The organism is Undibacterium sp. JH2W (assembly GCF_049340425.1).
Classification (GTDB): Bacteria; Pseudomonadota; Gammaproteobacteria; order Burkholderiales; family Burkholderiaceae_D; genus Undibacterium.
In genome coordinates, this window is the sequence record NZ_JBMPOT010000001.1 from 458,909 (window position 1) to 477,154 (window position 18,246).

Here is an 18,246-nt window from a genome sequence, read left to right on the forward strand (position 1 = left end):
GGCCTTGGTTTTATAACTGAAACAAGTAATTGAATTTCATGAAAACTCTCCTGCCTGTATGCAAATCCAGATTTTCTGTGTTTTGCAGGTAGGGAGGATTACCCAGCAGTCTTAGATTTTCTTGTCTGTCACTAAAACCGGCGTAAAAAGTTGTGCCCGGACTCAGTACATAACTGAGCTGGAAATCCGAATTCAAGTGCTTGCCCGCTTCCAGGCGTGTCAGTTGCGGGTTTGCCTTCAGGAAGTCGTAGTCCAGTATCAGGCGCAGGCCGAGATAGCGGTTGTGCTGGTAACTGAAGCGAGTGCGTGACAGCAGGTCGCGATAAATCATGTCGCCGCGGTTTTGCCCGGCCTGCTTGTTTTGCAGGCGCAAGTCATTCCATAGCAGGGTTTGTTCTATCCGCATATGCGTGCTGGGCTTGGCTGTCAGGACTGTTGCGATGCTTCTGGCATTGCCCAGTTGGGCGGCTTGACCAGATGCAGGCAGGTAATTGATGACTTCATTCTGGCCGACTTTAACGTCCAGGGTCAGCCAGCTCAACCAGTCTGAGGTGGCAGATAACAGGTAACCATTTTTGCGGAATTGTCCTCCCTCAAAACGTTCATAGGCATTCAGCAGATGGGCTTCCAGTGTGGTACTGCCTATGCCATTGACGACATAGGCACTATCGAGTGACCAGTCTTGCAAGACGTTCTGGTGATCGCGGGTGGCAATGGCAGTGATTTGCGGGCCATGGCTTTGCAGCCAGGCATGCTCGTCGACGTCCCATAAGTAGCTGGCAGTCTGGGTAGTCTGGCGTATATCGGTGCGTGGCAAGAATGCCAGTGTGGTATCAAAATCGCGCGTGATATCCAGCAATTTCCCTGAGTAATTGAAATTCTTGTCAGCCCGTTTGAATTCGGCATAGGCCAGGCTGCCATGGCTTTGTTGCAGATTTGCATTCGTGGTTTTGCTAGCTGCCAGCTGGGTGGTGATCACCCAGTTTTCATCCCATTGATATAGCATGTCCATGCCAGCGACGGTATTGGAAATGCCACCCAGGCTGCGCTGGGTCAACATGCCACCCATATTGGAACCGGCAGCGAAATCATTTTGTGCGCGCAAGACCGTGATGCGCGCATCCTTGCCAAAATCCTTGTGTCCGGGTTCCAGCAATTGACCGGGGGCCTTATCGTTCATCAGCAAGCCGCCAAAGGCCCAGTGTTCTTCACGTCCGGTCAGTCTGAGTCCATAGGTAGGCTCGCTGATGCGACGTGAAAAAAACAGCGCTTGTGGTGTCTGGAAAAAACCGGAATTTTCCAGGAAGAAAGGGCGTTTTTCCGGGAACAGGATTTCATAGCGTTTATCGATGACAACTTGCGGTTCATCGGATTCGACTTCGCTGAAGTCAGGCTTGATGGTCATGTCCAGGGCTATTGCCTCGGACAAGACCCACTTGGCATCGAGCCCGCTATTGATCTTGCGTTCTTTCTTCCAGAATGGGGTACTGGCACTGGCACTGTCACGGTCCAGGATGCGGCTATTCCCCAGATACACATAAGGGTCAAGCTGGAGATTACGTCCCGGTGTAATTTTTTCACGAATTTCTGCTGTTGCCATTTGCGGCACAAAGCCAGCTTCCCGGCGCGTGATATAAGGCCAGTAAGAGGATTCATTCAGACGGGCGATCAGGCGACCCACGGCGATTCCCCACTCCTGCACGGGCGTGCTCCTGAAGCGCAGGCTCTTGAAGGGGATGGCCATCATGGCGACATAGCCATCACTGGTCAACTGGCCATCGGACTGCCATTGGGTTTCAAAATCAAAATCGGTTTCCAGACCCTCGGTACGCTTGGCATCCAGTTGTACGCCATAGGGATTGATAAAAAAGACGAAGGAACGCTGTTTGTCATGGAAGGTATCAAGCTCCAGGATGACGTAATCATCCCCCAGGAAATCCTGGCGTTTAGCCATGCGTGCCTTGACCAGGGCTGGATCGTCCTTGGCGACAAACACGGCATAAAAATGACTGTCATCATAAGATAAATACGCCTTGGTAGGTTTGGATGCCGGTATGCCATCTCCCGGTGTTTTTTGCCGGAAGTCAGAAATTTCTACTCCCGCGCTGGCCGGAACGCCAGCAATATAGTCAGCCAATACCGGTGGTTTGCTGGCACGTGGAATTTGTAAATTATCCATGGACATGGCAGCGGGTATATGGGCAGCCAGTAAGATTGCCAATAATAAAATACAAATAAGTTTCACCCTATCTATAGGGCGATGCTGGTGGATGATCTGGGTTTGCATGATTAGCTCCTGGGCTTGGCAAGCGGATAAAAAATTACCAACAAAATTTGCTGGCAAGATCGCTGCGAATGGCGGATTCTGAGCCTGCACCTGGCTGCTTTGTAGTCATGAGTGATGAAACTGATTTCCGCCGTGACGAAAATTCTTTGCACAGAAAATTTCAGGCTGAGGCGCTGCTATACTGCAAGTCATGAATTCCATCAGCCTGCCTACATCGCCGAGCAACCTGCCGCCAGCTGCACCGCAGAACTGGCAGGCAGCGGTGAAGGTATTGCTATTGAATGTATTTATCTGGAGTACGCTCAGCCTGATCGGTGCACTGACTTCACTCAATGATGATTTGCGTGAAGGTAACCAGGGCGACTTCTGGCTGATTTTTCTGAGCTGGGGCAGCAGCGCCATTGCCCTGGCTGTCCTTAGTTATATCCTGACCTATATTTTTACGCGCTGGCCCTGGTTCTTCAGCAGTACCCGGCACATCGCTTTTGGCTATGTCTTGCTGTTACTGATCGTGTTACCAGGACAGCTACTCTATGTGGGTAAATTGTTTACCCTGGATGGCCCGCATGATATCAACTGGGGGCAGATTGAGACAGAGTTGCAGGTCTTTGACAAGCTGGCGGCGCTGTTGCGCCTGTCTTCCATCAGTGCTGTTTATTTTGCCGTAGTTGCCATCAAGATCTGGCAGCAAAGCCAGGAAAGAGGCCGTGCCTGGGCGCAAGAAAGAGCGGACTCCCTGGCCTTGCGGCTGGAGCTGGAACAGCAAAAATCCCTGGCCTTGCGGGCACAGCTGGAACCGCATTTCATGTTCAATGCCCTCAATGCCATCAGTGCCCTGGTGATTTCTGATAGCAAGGACGTAGCCCTGCATGGCATCCATGGCTTGAGTGAACTATTGCGCTATGCCCTGGCTGCCGGTGACAAGCCATGGGTCAGGCTGGCAGAAGAACTGGTTTTTGTGCAAGACTATCTGGCCCTGCAAAGATTACGCTATGGTGAGCGCCTGCACATCAGTCTGGAAGGTATCGATGATGAACTGGCTCAGTGTGAGTGTCCGCCGCTATTATTGCAGCCTTTGATAGAAAATGCCTTGCGCCACGATCTTGATTGCCATGAAGACGCCAGCGATATCCTGTGTCGGTTTACCCGCGAAGGTGGGCAATTGCTGATTTGTATCAGTAATCCTGTACATGCCGAAGCCGTGGCCAATCCCGGCGCAGGTCTGGGTTTGCGTAATACGGCAGCACGCCTGCAACTGGCTTATGGCGATGCGGCATCCTTGCAGACCGGGCTTGACAATCGCCGTTTCCAGGTTTGCATACGCTTGCCCATGAAACAGTCTATTGGCGATTAGCGTGGATATGGCAAGTCCGGATAAACCAAGTTGCATCATCGTCGACGATGAAGAACATGCCCGCACCACTCTGCGCTATGCATTGAGCAAGCATGCAGAATGGCAAGTACTGGCCGAATTCAGAAATGCAGCCAGTGCCCGCGAGTTCCTGGCTGCTCATGTAGTTGATGTTGTGTTCCTCGATATACAAATGCCCAAGGAAAGCGGCCTGGAACTGGCACGTACCCTGGCGACGCTAGCCAGGCCACCACTGATTATCTTTGTGACAGCCTTCAATGCCCATGCTGTCGATGCCTTTGAACTGCATGCCCTTGATTATTTGCTCAAACCTTTCAAGGCAGACAGGTTTGCGCAGACTCTGGAGCGCGCCAGGGAAATGCTGGCCTATACCCGTCAGACTGACTATGCCCAGGTGCTGAATCATTTCATCGATACCACGAAACCAGAGCCTGGACAGCAGACCAGGACTTATGTACGACAGGTCGTGGTGCGCTCCATAGGTGAAATGGAAAGCATCTTGCTCGATCAAATATATTGGATGGCAGCAGCAGGCAATTATGTCGAACTACATCTGGACAAGCGCGTGGTATTGCATCGCGTACCCTTGAGCAAACTGGAAGAATATCTGGACCCACAACAATTCCTGCGGGTACACCGTAGCGTCATTGTCAGGACAGATCAATGCGCCCACTTACTGGTTCTGGGGAATGGCAGTTATCAACTGAGCTTGCGCTGTGGCGATGAAGTGCAGGTGAGCAAGAGCTATGTTGCAAACGTCAGACAAGCTTTGCACGAATGTCAGAAAAAATCACCTTAAGATGCCATTACGCCAAGAGGGGGAAGACGAGCTTCTCAAGCCCGGCATTTGTGTAAATTCTCTCAACTTCCTGGGCAATATTAAAACGATAGCCCCACGCTGCGTGGGCAAATTGCCCACATAGTTTTCAATTGTTGCATATTGGCAGGCAATTCCTGCTATTGCTTTGCTAGCCATGGTATATCCTGAAGGATATATATTTTCACTATCCATGCAGTGCAGGGCAAAGAAGCACATTTTTATTACTTGTCAGGTAATACATAGGGGGTTTATATGCGATCATCGATTGCGTGGCTGCTTAGCCTGCTTTTACTGGGATGGATGAATGTCGGATTTGCCCAGAAAGTGTACGTCATCGGTGTAGAAGATCTCGAATACTATCCACAATATTCGCACAAGGACGGCCAATATATAGGCTTTGCGCGGGAATTGCTGGATGCTTTTGCTAAAAGCAAAGGATATAAATTTGAATACAAAATCCTGCCCCTCAATCGCCTGTTTCTCGAGCATCTGCATGGTAGTGGTCTCGATTTCCAGTATCCTGACAATGTTTATTGGGAAGCGCAATTAAGGACAGGTGTCAAAATTTACTATAGCAAGCCTGTGATGCCTTTTATCGATGGCGTGGTAGTTTTGCCAGGCAACAAGGGGCGCGGCAAGAAACACTTGCAGGTGTTGGGGACCATGACGGGTTTTACGCCCTGGAATTACCTGGACGCCATCAAGAACAAGGAAGTCACGGTTTTTGAGAATGACAGTTTCATTTCATTATTAAAACAGACCATGTTAAAACGGGTTGATGGCGCTTATATCAATATAGAGGTGGCGCGCTATCAGTTGAGGGAAATCCTGCATCAGCCAGACGCACTCGTTTTTGATCCGGACCTGCCACACACCAAGGATTATTATTATCTTTCCTCGACCAAGCATCCGCAGGTGATACAGGAATTCAACGAATTCCTTGTCAAAGAAAAGGACTTGTATGAGCAGAGCAGAAAGAAGCTGGCGATTGAGTCGTCCATCTTCGACAAAAAATAAGTCATTTCCCCATACCCTTTAGCTCAGGGGAAATTCATGGCTTCCCTGATCCCGCTCAGGCAGTCGGTTGCCACACGTCTTTTGACGGTGACTTTCTCCATCTATTTACTGATCGCAGTGATCGTCACCCTGGGTCATATGAGTTTTGAATATGACCAGGCCAAGCAGAATATCCTGGCGGACCTGAAAATATTTCAAAGCACTTTCCAGCCCATACTGTCGCAAATGCTGTGGAGTATCAATCGGGACGGCTTGCGCAAGACCGTCGATGGCATTGCCGAGGCACCCACCATTGCCGGGGTACGTATAGTTCCTATAGGCATAGAGGAACTGGCAACGGGAACCATACTCAATGACGAGGGGCGCGTGGTGCAGGCAAGTCAACTGAAAAAACCGGCCTTTCTTGGTGTCAAGGAAGTTGGCCTGGGCCTGTTTGGCTACGAATTTCCCATCGTCTATAAACTGGCAAATGGTAAAGAAGAAATTCTGGGCAAGGGGATTTTTTATTCCAGTAATGCCATCGTCTTTTCACGAGTCAAATATGGTTTTGCACTGATTATTATTAATTCTTTTGTCAAGACTCTGGCGCTATGGTTGATCTTTTTCTGGCTGAGTCGTCATTTGCTACAACGCCCGCTGACAAATCTGACAAATGCAGTCTATCAGGTCGATTTTGAAAATCTGGAAAAAGCCAGAATAGATCTTGAAATCAAGGACAGAAATGAATTGAAAATGCTCGAAGAAGCATTCAATGCCATGCTGCAGAAATTGCATATCGCCAGGACAGAGTTACAAAATCTAAATCAATCGCTGGAACATAAAGTCAATGAGCGTACTGCACAACTCAATGACTCTTTGTGTACGCAACAGAATATCAGTCAGGAACTGACCAGCAAGGGAAAGGCGCTCGAAGCTTCTTATCTCGAACTGGCAGTGCGTACTGAAACCTTGTCAGAATTGAACACTACCCTGGAATTGACATTGAGCAATTTGAGGGCAACCCAGGATCAACTGGTGCATGCAGAAAAGATGGCATCGCTTGGACATCTGGTAGCCGGTGTTGCACATGAATTGAACACGCCCATAGGCAATGCACTGGTCACCGCCAGTGCGCTGGAAGCATCTGCCAGAGAATTGCAGGAAGCCCTATTGCATGGGGAGTTACGCAAGTCCACTTTAAGCTATTTTCTCGAGAGAAATGTTCCGATGACAGAACTGATCAGCAAATCATGCTTACGTGCTGCCAGTCTCATCTCTAGTTTCAAGCAAGTTGCGGTTGACCAGGCTTCCGAGCAGTTTCGCCATTTCAAGTTGCTATCGATGGTCCAGGACAATGTTGCAGCTCTGCGTCCCAGCTTTGGAAATGCACCATGGATCATCGAGCTTGATATTCCTGATGAAATTGAATGTGACAGTTATCCTGGCCCGCTTGGTCAGGTGATCACAAATATCATTCAGAATGCAGTACTGCATGGCTTTGAAGGACGCTCAAGCGGTAGCGTGCGCATCACTGCAAAACTTGACGTGAATATGGTACAGATGGTCTTTCAAGATGATGGCAGTGGTATGGATGAGAATACCCTGGCACACATGTTTGAACCTTTTTTTACGACAAAGCTGGGACGTGGAGGTTCTGGTCTGGGTATGTCCATTGCCATGAATATCGTGACGACGATACTTGGTGGCAAACTCAAAGCAAGTTCTGAATGTGGTCATGGAGCGCGCTTTGTGCTGACTTTCCCCAGGATTGCACCAGGTTGTGAAGCCGCACCAGGGATGGGCGTGCCAGTTGCAGACAAGCGTCAGCACGGCCATGCAGGTGCCGCTACAGGAAAAAGTGATGGGAGCCAGTAATGAAACAGATAATAGGGGTGGCATTTCTTGCAATGGCTCTGTGCTTCGGCAATCACGCTAACGCAGAGGGTAAAGCCGCAGAACGCAAGACCTTTGTCATCGGTGTGGAGGATTTTGATTATTATCCTTTGCATAGCATGAGTCGGGGCAGCGAATTCACAGGCTTTGCCCGTGATGTGTTGGACGCTTTTGCCCACGAGCATGGTTATACCTTTGTATATCAGCCTTTGCCTATCAATCGCCTGTTTGCCGTTTTCTTTGAAAAAAACACCCTGGATTTCAAGTATCCAGACAATCCCCACTGGCAGACTGAGCGGCGGCAAGGAGTAAGGCTGAGTTACAGCACCCCACTGGTTGTCTCTGAGGAAGGGGCACTGGTATTGCCGTCCCACAAAGGACGTTCCTTGCTGCATATCAAAACCATGGGAACGATGCTGGGTTTTACACCCTGGCCTTATCTGTCTTTTATTAATGACAAATCCGTGACCCTGGTCATAGACGACAATTTTGACAGCTTGCTCAGACAAGCGATTGGCGGTCATATCGATGTTGTCTATATGAATGTGGACGTCGCCAAATACAGACTGGAGACGCAGTTAAAAGAGCCGCAGGGTCTGGTGTTTGACCTGGATTTGCCACATGCCGCCAGCGATTTCAGCCTGTCAACCCGCCAGCACCATGAAATCATCCGGCAACTGAATCTTTTTTTGCAGCGCCAGCCTTTGCTGCTACCACGTTTACGTGAAAAATATCATATTCAGGGCAGCGACCGGCGTTGATGTGTTTACTCTGCAAGCAAAATAATTGCCACTGAACAGCAAGCCTGGAAACGCCAGGGTGTCTGTCATCGAAAGATGGTGATTGCTGAACTTATCGCCGATCCCAGAGTCCGAGTTGGTAGATTTCAGGACGGATCGATTGCATTTCAGACCGTCAAATCCGCATTTCATCCACGAAAATATGCACTTTGAAACCCTGGCCATTGAATTGGACAGGCAGGCAAGGAATACTTTCTCATCCGAATTTCCCCCACACCAACAGCGACAGGGATCATCATGTTACGTAAAACTCTACTTGTTCTTGCCATTGCTTCAGCTCTGACGGCATGCAGCAAAGACAAAGCCACGGAAAAAGCCAGTGCCAGTTCCGAAGCCAGCGCAACAGCAGATAAGGGCGATGCCAAGGACAAGAAAGACAAGCCTCCGGTCAAACTGGTGATTGCACCTGAAGACGTCATGACAGTACAAAGCAATGCCCTGGCGTCCGGCCCTGTCGTCACCGGCTCCATACAACCAGAGCGCAAGGCTGATTTGCGCGCCGAAGTGGGGGCCGTGGTCTTGCAAGTGTTAAAAGAAAATGGCGATGTGGTAAAGCGTGGCGACGTTCTCGTCAAACTCGATGAAACCTCCATACGCGACAATCTCAGCTCGGCAGAAGACAATGCCCGCGCCTCTGCGCTAGCCCTGGACCAGGCCGATCGCGCCCTGCAAAGATTGAAAACCCTGCGTGCTTCCGGCATGACATCGATGCAGGCACTCGATGATGCAGAAGTACGCCGTAACAGCGCCCAGAGTGAGTTGTCAGCGTCCAAGGCGCGCGCCGTAGTGGCACGCCAGCAATTGCAACGTACAGTCGTGCGTGCCCCGTTTGATGGAGTGGTCAGTGAACGCAAGGTATCGGCTGGTGATACTGCCGCCATAGGCAAGGAATTGGTCAAGGTCATAGACCCGACCAGCATGCGCTTTGCCGGCCGCGTCTCGACAGACAAAATTGCCATGGTTAAAGTGGGTCAGCCTGTAGGTTTCCGCATCAATGGTTATGCCGGGCAAGAGTTCCGTGGCAAAGTCACCCGGGTTGATCCGGCTGCCAATGATGTGACCCGTCAGGTAGAAGTACTGGTGGCCTTTGCTGACAGCAATCAACCACGGGTATCCGGTCTGTATGCCGAAGGCAATATCGAGGCCGCCACTGTCAGCGCCTTGACCTTGCCAGAAGCTGCTGTCATCAAGTCCGGTGATAAATCCTATGCCTGGAAAGTCGCTGGCAAGACCCTGAGCAGGGTTGACTTGCAGATAGGCAAACGCGATCAGCGCACCGGTAATTATGAAATCCGCAGCGGCCTGGCTGCTGGTGATGTCGTCATGCGCAGCCCCAGTTCCAGTTTCAAGGATGGCCAGAACATAGAAATGGCGGTGGCCAAGGTTGCTGTTGCTGACGCTACTCCAGCGCAAGGGAAATAATCATGTTCCTGTCCGACTTCAGTATCAAAAAACCGACGGCGACCATCGTCCTGATTGTCGCTCTCATGGCCCTGGGCTTGCTGGCACTCAGCAAACTGCGGGTCAATCAAAACCCAGATGTTGAAGTGCCTGGCCTGACGGTCATGATTACCTATCCTGGTGCTTCACCGGATACGGTAGAGCGCGAAATCATCAATCGCCTGGAAAAATCCCTGCAGGCAGTTTCCGGCGTTGAGGAAGTATGGGCAACCGCATCAGAAAACAGCGGTCGTTTTGATATGCGCTTCAGTTTCAAGAAAAACATGATCGAGGCTTCTGACGAAGTCCGCAATGTCATTTCTGGCCTGCGTTATAAAATGCCGACAGAAATGCGCGAACCCATGATACGCCGCTGGGACCCGGGTGCTCAGCCTATCGTCAATATGGCCTTGTCCTCGGACAAACAAAGCCATGCCGAGATTTCCCGCCTGGCCGAAGACACCCTGGCTGATAAATTGCGCAGCATCAGTGGTGTGGCGACGGTAGAAGTCAGTGGCTCCCTGAAGCGTGAATTATCTGTGCTCTTGCGCGCTGAAAAATTGCGTGAATTCAATGTCTCTGTAGGCGAAGTCGTCAATGCCTTGCGTAACCAGAATACCAATGCGCCAGTTGGCAAGATACGCGGTAACCTGGATGAAGAAAGCATACGCCTGGTTGGTCGCATAGAAACACCAGAAGAATTTCAGGGCATCGTCATCAAGCGCAATGGCGACCAGATCGTGCGCCTGTCACAAGTGGCAACCATAGAAGACAGCTTTGCTGATAAAGACGGTCTGAGCATACGCAGCGGCAAGCCAAATGTCGGTATCTTCGTGACCCGCGCTCGTGATGCCAGCACGGTCAGCGTGGCCAAGGCCGTGCGTGACAAGGTTGAGGAAATCAACAAGGAATTTGAAAAATCACAGCCAGGCACCAAGCTGGAAATTACTCGCGATGGTGGCAAGGATGCCCAGCGCAGCCTGAACAATGTCATAGAATCCCTGGTGCTCGGTGCTGGCCTGACTATTTTCGTCGTGTATGCCTTTTTGAATTCATGGCGCTCGACTTTGATTACTGCGCTGAGTTTACCTACTTCGGTGATTGCAGCCTTCATTGCTGTCTGGCTGTGTGGTTTCACGCTCAACTTCATGACCTTGCTGGGCCTGTCTCTGGCGATAGGTGTGTTGATTGATGACGCAATCGTGGTGCGCGAGAATATCGTGCGTCATATGCAAAATGGCTCTGACCGCCGTACTGCCGCGCTGGAAGGCACGGCAGAAATTGGCCTGGCTGTCGCTGCCACTACCTTCTCCATCATTGCAGTGTTTATTCCTGTGGCCTTCATGCCTGGCATGCCGGGTGAATGGTTCCGCCCGTTTGCGCTGACCGTGGCTTGCTCGGTGCTGGTCAGCCTGGGTATTTCATTCACGCTTGATCCCATGCTGTCGGCATACTGGGGTGACCCACCAGACCACCATACTGCGCCCAAGAAAGGCATCAGCAAGGTGCTGGCGCGCTTTAATGACTGGTTTGATCATCAGTCCGACCGCTACAGTAAAGTGATCGCCTGGGCTTTGCATCACCGTCGTTCAATGGGTGCGATTGCCCTGGTCAGCCTGGTGGTTGCTCTGGGTGTGCAAGTCAAATGGGGCGGTACCAGTTTCTTGCCTGCTGCTGATTCAGGTAACCTGATGATTACCGTGCGTACCCCTGCATCATCTTCGCTGGAATATGCTCGTCTGAAAATGGAAAGGGCTGCAGAAATTGCCCGTACCATCGCCGAGACCAAGGAAACCAATAGCAATATCACGCCGGCCGGTGGCCGCATCTATGTCGATATAGGCAAGCGTACGGAACGCAAACGCGGAGCCAAGGAAATTGCTGCTGAATTGCGTGAAAAAGTACGCGTCCTGGTTGGCGCTGAATATGTGGTGCTGGATGACCTCAACAATGGCGCACAAAAACCGGTACAGATAGAATTCACCGGCCCTGATTCCCGCAAACTGCTGGAAATCACCAGTGCCTACATGGATAAATTGCGTCAGGTACCAGGGGCAGTTGACGTGGGTTTGTCTGAACAGGATCCTAAAAAGGAATTGAAGATAGAACTTAACCGTGGCCTCGCCAATTCCATGGGCATCTCATCCAATGATGCAGCCCAGGCTTTGCGCGTTGCCTTTGCCGGTATCGAAGTTGGTGACTGGGTAGACCCGACCGGTGAAACCCGTGATGTGGCCGTGCGCTTGCATCCGGATGATCGCGTCAGCAAGGAAAATATTGAGCGCCTGCCTATTGCTGTATCTGGTACCAATCAAATGGTGCCACTGGATCAGATCGCCACTGTATCCATGGGCAAGGGGCCATCTGGTATTGAGCATGCCAATGGCAAGCGTACAATTACCGTGTCTGCCAATGCGCAAGGTCGTTCGAATGGTGAAGTGATCGCCGATGCCATGAAGCTGGCGGAATCCTTTGACTACCCGCCTGGTTACGGTTTGTCACTTGGTGGTTCCGGCCAGGATCAGCAAGAAGTATTTGGTGCCATGCTGATTGCCTTGTTGTCCGGCATAGGCTTGATGTACCTGATACTCGTCATACAGTTCGGCTCCTTCACGGCGCCACTGGGTGTCATGCTGTCATTACCGCTGTCCCTGATAGGCGTTGTACTGGCCTTGCTGATAACAGGCAGCACTCTGAATCTGATGAGTTTTATCGGCATCATCATGCTCATGGGTCTGGTGGCAAAAAATGCGATTCTTTTGCTGGATGCAGCACGCAAGCAAGAGGCCGAAGGTTATGATCGCGAAGAAGCCTTGATGCACGCAGGCCGGGTACGTTTGCGTCCTATCCTGATGACTACCTTTGCCTTGATTGCAGGTATGTTGCCAGTAGCCCTGGGCCTGGGTGAAGGCGGTGAATTCTACCGTCCGCTGGCGATTGCGATTATTGGTGGCACCATCACTTCGACTATTTTGACTTTACTGGTCGTGCCTACCTTCTACGACAGCATAGAAATTTCCCGTGACCGTATGATGGCAAAAATGCGCAGGCGCATGGAAGTACGCAACCCTTTGATCGGTTTTTGCATGACCATGCTGGAAGCACTCTTCACTTTATTGGGGATACGTTTTATATATCGTATACTGATGAAACTTTTCGGCCTTCTTACTGGTCGAACCCGTAAAGTAAATGCGGCACTGAATATCAAGGCAGAAAATACCTGAAATAGAAAGTAAAGAATTGTAGTAGTAAAAATTGGTTTGGTAACACTTCCCTCTTGCTGATAAGACCCATTGTTCTCTGGTCAGCAATTTGACAGCCTGCGCAACGAGGTGTGCGCAGGCTTTTTTTATTTTTAAAATATTTATTTTTTTTCTAAAAAAAAGCCCGCGATTGCGGGCTTTCAGTTTATTACTGCCTTGCTCTGAATTATCTGACTTATCTGGTTTTTGCCAGATCGGTTTCAACAACTTTCAAGAAATTCTCAGTCGACCAGGCTATGTCAGTGACGGTGATAGCAGGTGTATAAATCTGCCCGGCCGCTCGGCCACGGTCAACATAGACCTTATTCGGGATAACCACCCTTGCCAATCCAGATGGCAATGTCTTGATGCGGATTTCCATATAAGTGGAATCTGCCGAACTAGGTGCGCCTATGAGTTTGGTATTGTCGAAGCGCGTGAATACATCCAGCGCATCCAGGCAAGCACTGGCACATTGGCCAGGGACGATGACATAGACCGGAGTTTTCAGTTCTACAGTATTTTCTGGCAAGGCCTTGGTAGCGGCGGGTGCTGTTACTTTTGGCCTGGTAGAAGACTCCACATAGAAGTAGTCGCCCTTGTCCAGGGCTGCCTGCATGCCATCTGCATGGCGCTTTATCCAGGCTGCAGTGTCTGTTCTGTTTTCGCTTATGAATCGCGTTACCAGGCTCTGCACATACTCAGTGTTATTCTTGGAAGCACGCCACCAGACATCGGAATTCGGGGAATAGGCGCGCATCAGACTATCGACACGGTTCTTGCCCCATAAAGCATCTGCGAATTTCCTGCTCCACTCGGAAGAGCCGCCTTGATTTTCGCGCAAATCAATTACGATGGCATCAGCATGCAATGCGCGGTCGCGGTGTTCTGCGATCTCCTTAGTCATTTGATTCAGGGTTTCGCGTTCGGCCTGGTCGGGCTGGAAATTGGGCATGGCGACCCATAACAAATTCTTTCTTGGTTCTGTCAAACCTGTAGGTAAGGTGTCACCATTGTATGAACGTGTGCGCCAGGTTTCGAAATTGCCGTTGACGGGCTGCCATGCCAGCGTATGTGTCAGCGTCTTGCCCTGATGACTGAACACGCATTGTTTGGGCATTTTTATAAAAGGATTGCCATAATCTATCAAGAGCTGTCTGGCAAAATACCACCAGTGACCTGCTTCGTCACTGCGGCCCTTGAAGGAAAAAACATTTTCCATGATAAGGTCTTTAACCGGCTTATCATCACAACTGAGCAGCTTGGCCCCCACGGCTGGTTGTGCGTTTTCTGATGCATAGACATATAAGCTATCACCGCGCCAAACCGTCATAAAACCTGGCCAGCGCAAGCCTGGTGCCAGGTTGGGAGGCAGTGTCGCCTGTGCACCAGCATGACCATCATGCAGGCTGACATTGAAACGATTGAAAGCAGCCTGATAGCCTGCCGCATCTTTTATCTGTTCCGCCAGGGCCAGTGCATTACTGCGTGCTGTTTCCAGATTCTTGCGAAAATCCGGGTTACGTGGGTCATGCGTACCCGGATGGTTTTCCAGGGTTTCCTGATAAGCCAGGTCCAGGTCTTTTTTAAATGCATCTACCCATGCAGCAGGTGTCGCTGGCAGATTATTTTGTGCTTGAGAAGTTCCAGTGAGGCTGGCAACTGCAAACAATGCTGCGACAGCAGTATAAGTAAAACGATGCGCGAAATTTTTCATGTTCTTGTTTGTCTCCAAAATTTTAGTGTATCTTAAGACAAGCAAGAAAGACCAGAAGTTTCATTTCATCTGCGTCGATTTTTAAGCAAAAAATTCCATATCAAATCGTGATGGCAGATTTAATTTTGGGGCCGGCTTGCGCAGCGATTTCATAAGAATGCAAACGCGCAGCATGATCGTGAATTTGTGCAGTAATCATCAATTCATCCGCACCCGTATGTGCTATGAATGCCTGCATTTTTTCTACAATAGTATCTGCTGCACCTATGGCAGAGCAGGATAAAACCTGCTCAAGCAAGGCATGTTCTTGCGGACCGATTTTCTGCAAAAAATCATGCACGGGCAAAGGCAGCTTAGCTGGACGGCCGCTACGCAAATTGATAAAAGCCTGCTGGGCAGAACTGGCCAGATAATAGGCTTGTTCATCCGTTTCTGCCGCAAAGACATTAAAGCCCAGCATGACATACGGCCTGGCCAATTGTGCCGAAGGGCGGAAAGTAGCGCGATAAATTTCTATTGCCTGCATCATTTGCTGGGGCGCGAAATGCGAAGCAAAGGCATACGGCAAGCCCATGGCTGCTGCCAGTTGCGCGCCAAACAGACTGGAGCCCAAAATCCAGATAGGCACCTTCAAGCCATGACCAGGTACAGCACGCACCGCCTGCTGCGATTCATCACTGAGGTAATCCATCAGTTCTGCCACATCTTGCGGGAATTCATCGGCATCACTGGCCAGGTTACGGCGCAAGGCGCGGGCTGTGCGCTGGTCTGAGCCTGGCGCACGCCCCAGCCCCAGATCTATGCGGCCAGGGTAGAGTGACTCCAGCGTACCAAATTGTTCAGCAATAACCAGCGGCGCGTGATTTGGCAGCATGATGCCGCCAGCACCCACGCGTATGCTCTTGGTACCGCCAGCGATATGCCCTATCAGTACCGCAGTGGCAGCACTGGCTATGCCGGGCATGCCATGGTGCTCTGCCAGCCAGTAACGCCGATAGCCCCAGCTTTCGCCATGCTGGGCCAGGCTGAGGGAGTTGCGGAAAGATTGCGCCGCATCACTGCCTTCGGCAATGGGGGACAGATCGAGTATGGATAAGGGGTAGGAGGTGGACATGAGCGGGCAATTCCAAATGGGAAGAAAACCATTATGGTTGAAATTGCGATTTCCTGTTGGCAGGCGCAATTTTCTTAAAACTGATGCATGGGGAAAGACGGTGCGTTACAACGCGTCCTACAAATCTGGAGCGATAGAAAGATAAGACGTGCTCTGCGGCTGGTAGGGTGCGCCGTGCGCACCGTTTTTTGGTGTTGACAAGGAGGATGGTGCGCATGGCGCACCCTACTATTTAATGACGCTTGTTCATCACAGTATCCAGCAAAAGCCGGTCAAGCACAGAAAAATCCATGTCACCGGTACTACTTGTCCTGATACTGTCCAGTCTTTCCAGCTGGCTTTCGATAAAACGGTTGATGACAGGCATGGGCACAGATAATTCTGATTCCTTGGCGCGCCGTTTGATGAACAATAATTCGGCGATCGCTGCCAGCAATTCCTGATCTTCAATGGTCGCATCCACCATCTCTTGAAAACGCATCGGCACTGGCCCCAGGTCTTGTTCTATCCACATGCAAGCCAACAGTGGGCGCAATACATACAGGTATTTTTTCAGCTTGACCATTTCACCACGCAAATGCTCACGATAATTTTTACTGGCCATGTGCAGATAATGGTAGTACGCCCGTTCTGGTCTGTGCACTTCTCTTGCGGCTTTCTGCAAGGCTTGCAGAAATACAGGGTCGGCCGCATACACCACCGGTGAAGACAGCCACTCTATCAAGGTCGCATTACCATTGCGCAGCAAGCCCAGGGCCTTGCGCACATCCCAGCCGCTGACATCGTAGATTTCATTGACGGGTAACTCTATGACATCGCGTCCAGGGAAAACTGTCAGATACCAGTCCAGTTTGTTGGCATAGATAAAGCGCACATCGTAGTCACTATCCGGCGAGGCAAAACCCCAGCCCCGGCTGCCTGATTCGCAGGCAAACAAGATTTTGACATCATGCATCTGTTCTATACGCTGCAGGCTGGCATTGATTTCTGCGCGTATGGCAGGGTCTATGGGATGTTCTTGTTCTTCCAGTGGGAGGCTAGTCGCGTTCATAGTGAGCTTTGAGAATGATTTTATAAAAAATGATACATGTTTTCAGTCTGATAATTTGTAAGGAAATGCAATTGGTATTGTCGGCCCCCTGTTTCAAGACTAGGCTAACTGTCCGCTCAGGAGTAATACCATGCCACTCAATTCCTTTAAAAAACTCTCGTCCCTTACCCTGATATTGACTGTAGCTGCCTGTGGCGGTGGTGGGGGTGGGGGTGGTTCTGCACCCGTCAATACGGGTACGTCTGGCTCTACTGGCTCAACTACCGCTACAACTGGTACGGGTGGCAGTACAGGCACAACTACCGCTACTGCTCCTGTCATCAACAGTTTCAGCGCCAATCCTGCCAGTATCACGATAGGATCGGGTAGCCAGTTGAGCTGGACAATCAGTGGTGCCACTGGCATGACGCTGAATGGCAACGCAGTCACGGGGAGCAGCCTTGCTGTCAATCCAGCCACGACGACGACTTACACCCTGATTGCCAGCAATTCGGCCTGTAGCGCGACTTGCACGACTAGCGCCAGCGTCACGGTGACAGTGAACAGCGCAGGCGCAGGTAATACGACAGGCAATCCCATCTATGGCGATTTGCGCAAGGCTGACCTGGGCGCTGGTGCCAATCTGAATGGCAGCCTGCCTTTCCCTGCCAATAATGCCTGGAATACTGATATCTCCAAAGCCGCGCTTGATCCTGCCTCTGATGCATTGATTAACAGCATAGGATTAAACACTGGCTTGCACCCCGACTTTGGTGCCAGCTTGTACGATGGTGCACCAATAGGTATCCCCTATGTTGTCGTCGCTGGCAGCCAGCCCAAGGTCAGTGTGCAATTCACCGACTATGGCGATGAAAGCGATCTCGGTCCTTATCCCATCCCTGCCAATGCACCCATAGAAGGGCAGAAAGCCAATGGCAGCAACTTTGATGGCGACCGCCACGTCCTCGTCATAGATCGTGATGCCAATCGCCTGTATGAAGTCGGTAATGCCTATCCACAAGCAGGCGGTAGCTGGAAGGTCAGTGGCGGTGCCATCTTTGACCTGACATCCAACACGGTAAGACCAGGTGGCAAACCAGGCTGGACCAGTGCCGATGCCGCAGGCCTGCCTATCTTCCCCGGTCTGGTACGTTATGAAGAAGCTGCCAGTGGCGCGATACAGCACGCCTTGCGCTTTACGGTCAGCCGCACACGCCGCGCCTATGTAGCACCAGCGACTCACTACGCTTCATCGAATACCAGCAATACCCTGCCACCCATGGGCATGCGCGTGCGCCTGAAAGCCAGTTACCAGATACCTGCCAATTTCTCAAACGAAACCAGGGCCATCCTGCAAGCCATGAAAACCTATGGCATGCTGGTAGCCGACAATGGCTCCAACTGGTACATCAGCGGTGCACCAGATGCACGCTGGAATAATGACAAACTGGTGTCAGAACTGGGTAGTGTCAAGGGCAGCAGTTTTGAAGTAATCCGCATGGATGGATTGGTCACGCCTTAATTTTCAGCTAGCA

Annotated in this window: 12 protein-coding genes; 8 read left to right on the forward strand and 4 right to left on the reverse strand. The window is 50.8% G+C overall.

Annotated elements, in window-relative coordinates:
- Positions 1-10: 10 nt before the first annotated feature.
- On the reverse strand, positions 11-2,287 hold the full coding sequence (locus ACO0LC_RS01965; RefSeq protein WP_423000092.1) for a DUF5916 domain-containing protein: 2,277 nt from the start codon (positions 2,285-2,287) through the stop codon (positions 11-13).
- Between the two features lie 190 nt (positions 2,288-2,477).
- Here ACO0LC_RS01965 and ACO0LC_RS01970 point away from each other — a divergent pair, with 190 nt between their 5' ends.
- The 7 genes from ACO0LC_RS01970 (at position 2,478) to ACO0LC_RS02000 (ending at position 12,832) form a co-directional block, all read left to right on the forward strand.
- Positions 2,478-3,641, forward strand: a complete 1,164-nt coding sequence (locus ACO0LC_RS01970; RefSeq protein ID WP_423000094.1) for a sensor histidine kinase — start codon at positions 2,478-2,480, stop codon at positions 3,639-3,641.
- A 7-nt stretch (positions 3,642-3,648) separates the two neighbouring features.
- A complete protein-coding gene (locus ACO0LC_RS01975) occupies positions 3,649-4,458 on the forward strand; it encodes a LytR/AlgR family response regulator transcription factor (protein ID WP_423000209.1) in 810 nt (269 codons plus the stop codon).
- Positions 4,459-4,731: 273 nt separating this feature from the next.
- On the forward strand, positions 4,732-5,496 hold the full coding sequence (locus ACO0LC_RS01980; RefSeq protein ID WP_423000096.1) for a substrate-binding periplasmic protein: 765 nt from the start codon (positions 4,732-4,734) through the stop codon (positions 5,494-5,496).
- A 36-nt stretch (positions 5,497-5,532) separates the two neighbouring features.
- Positions 5,533-7,350 carry an ATP-binding protein gene (locus ACO0LC_RS01985; RefSeq protein ID WP_423000098.1) on the forward strand — a complete coding sequence of 606 codons (1,818 nt, stop codon included), beginning with the start codon at positions 5,533-5,535 and terminating at the stop codon, positions 7,348-7,350.
- Entirely contained in the window at positions 7,350-8,129 is a 780-nt protein-coding gene (locus ACO0LC_RS01990) for a substrate-binding periplasmic protein (protein WP_423000100.1), read from the forward strand. Before ACO0LC_RS01985 ends, ACO0LC_RS01990 begins: the two co-directional genes overlap by 1 nt.
- A gap of 276 nt (positions 8,130-8,405) precedes the next feature.
- Entirely contained in the window at positions 8,406-9,590 is a 1,185-nt protein-coding gene (locus ACO0LC_RS01995) for an efflux RND transporter periplasmic adaptor subunit (protein ID WP_423000102.1), read from the forward strand.
- Between the two features lie 2 nt (positions 9,591-9,592).
- Positions 9,593-12,832 carry an efflux RND transporter permease subunit gene (locus ACO0LC_RS02000; protein WP_423000104.1) on the forward strand — a complete coding sequence of 1,080 codons (3,240 nt, stop codon included), beginning with the start codon at positions 9,593-9,595 and terminating at the stop codon, positions 12,830-12,832.
- Between the two features lie 214 nt (positions 12,833-13,046).
- Here the strand turns inward: ACO0LC_RS02000 and ACO0LC_RS02005 are convergent, their stop codons facing one another.
- From ACO0LC_RS02005 to ACO0LC_RS02015, 3 genes are all read right to left on the reverse strand, one after another.
- Entirely contained in the window at positions 13,047-14,567 is a 1,521-nt protein-coding gene (locus ACO0LC_RS02005; RefSeq protein ID WP_423000106.1) for a S41 family peptidase, read from the reverse strand.
- A 100-nt stretch (positions 14,568-14,667) separates the two neighbouring features.
- Entirely contained in the window at positions 14,668-15,681 is a 1,014-nt protein-coding gene (locus ACO0LC_RS02010; protein WP_423000108.1) for an LLM class flavin-dependent oxidoreductase, read from the reverse strand.
- A gap of 232 nt (positions 15,682-15,913) precedes the next feature.
- Positions 15,914-16,732 carry a nucleotidyltransferase domain-containing protein gene (locus tag ACO0LC_RS02015; RefSeq protein ID WP_423000110.1) on the reverse strand — a complete coding sequence of 273 codons (819 nt, stop codon included), beginning with the start codon at positions 16,730-16,732 and terminating at the stop codon, positions 15,914-15,916.
- Positions 16,733-16,862: 130 nt separating this feature from the next.
- Between ACO0LC_RS02015 and ACO0LC_RS02020 the strand changes: the two genes are divergently transcribed.
- Complete coding sequence (locus ACO0LC_RS02020) at positions 16,863-18,233, forward strand: hypothetical protein (protein WP_423000112.1); 1,371 nt, start codon at positions 16,863-16,865, stop codon at positions 18,231-18,233.
- Positions 18,234-18,246: the final 13 nt, after the last annotated feature.

Coding starts and splice junctions, on each gene's coding strand:
- ACO0LC_RS01965 (WP_423000092.1), bottom strand. CDS start 2,287: ATGCAAACCCAGATCATCCACCAGCATCGCCCTATAGATAGGGTGAAA.
- ACO0LC_RS01970 (WP_423000094.1), top strand. CDS start 2,478: ATGAATTCCATCAGCCTGCCTACATCGCCGAGCAACCTGCCGCCAGCT.
- ACO0LC_RS01975 (WP_423000209.1), top strand. CDS start 3,649: ATGGCAAGTCCGGATAAACCAAGTTGCATCATCGTCGACGATGAAGAA.
- ACO0LC_RS01980 (WP_423000096.1), top strand. CDS start 4,732: ATGCGATCATCGATTGCGTGGCTGCTTAGCCTGCTTTTACTGGGATGG.
- ACO0LC_RS01985 (WP_423000098.1), top strand. CDS start 5,533: ATGGCTTCCCTGATCCCGCTCAGGCAGTCGGTTGCCACACGTCTTTTG.
- ACO0LC_RS01990 (WP_423000100.1), top strand. CDS start 7,350: ATGAAACAGATAATAGGGGTGGCATTTCTTGCAATGGCTCTGTGCTTC.
- ACO0LC_RS01995 (WP_423000102.1), top strand. CDS start 8,406: ATGTTACGTAAAACTCTACTTGTTCTTGCCATTGCTTCAGCTCTGACG.
- ACO0LC_RS02000 (WP_423000104.1), top strand. CDS start 9,593: ATGTTCCTGTCCGACTTCAGTATCAAAAAACCGACGGCGACCATCGTC.
- ACO0LC_RS02005 (WP_423000106.1), bottom strand. CDS start 14,567: ATGAAAAATTTCGCGCATCGTTTTACTTATACTGCTGTCGCAGCATTG.
- ACO0LC_RS02010 (WP_423000108.1), bottom strand. CDS start 15,681: ATGTCCACCTCCTACCCCTTATCCATACTCGATCTGTCCCCCATTGCC.
- ACO0LC_RS02015 (WP_423000110.1), bottom strand. CDS start 16,732: ATGAACGCGACTAGCCTCCCACTGGAAGAACAAGAACATCCCATAGAC.
- ACO0LC_RS02020 (WP_423000112.1), top strand. CDS start 16,863: ATGCCACTCAATTCCTTTAAAAAACTCTCGTCCCTTACCCTGATATTG.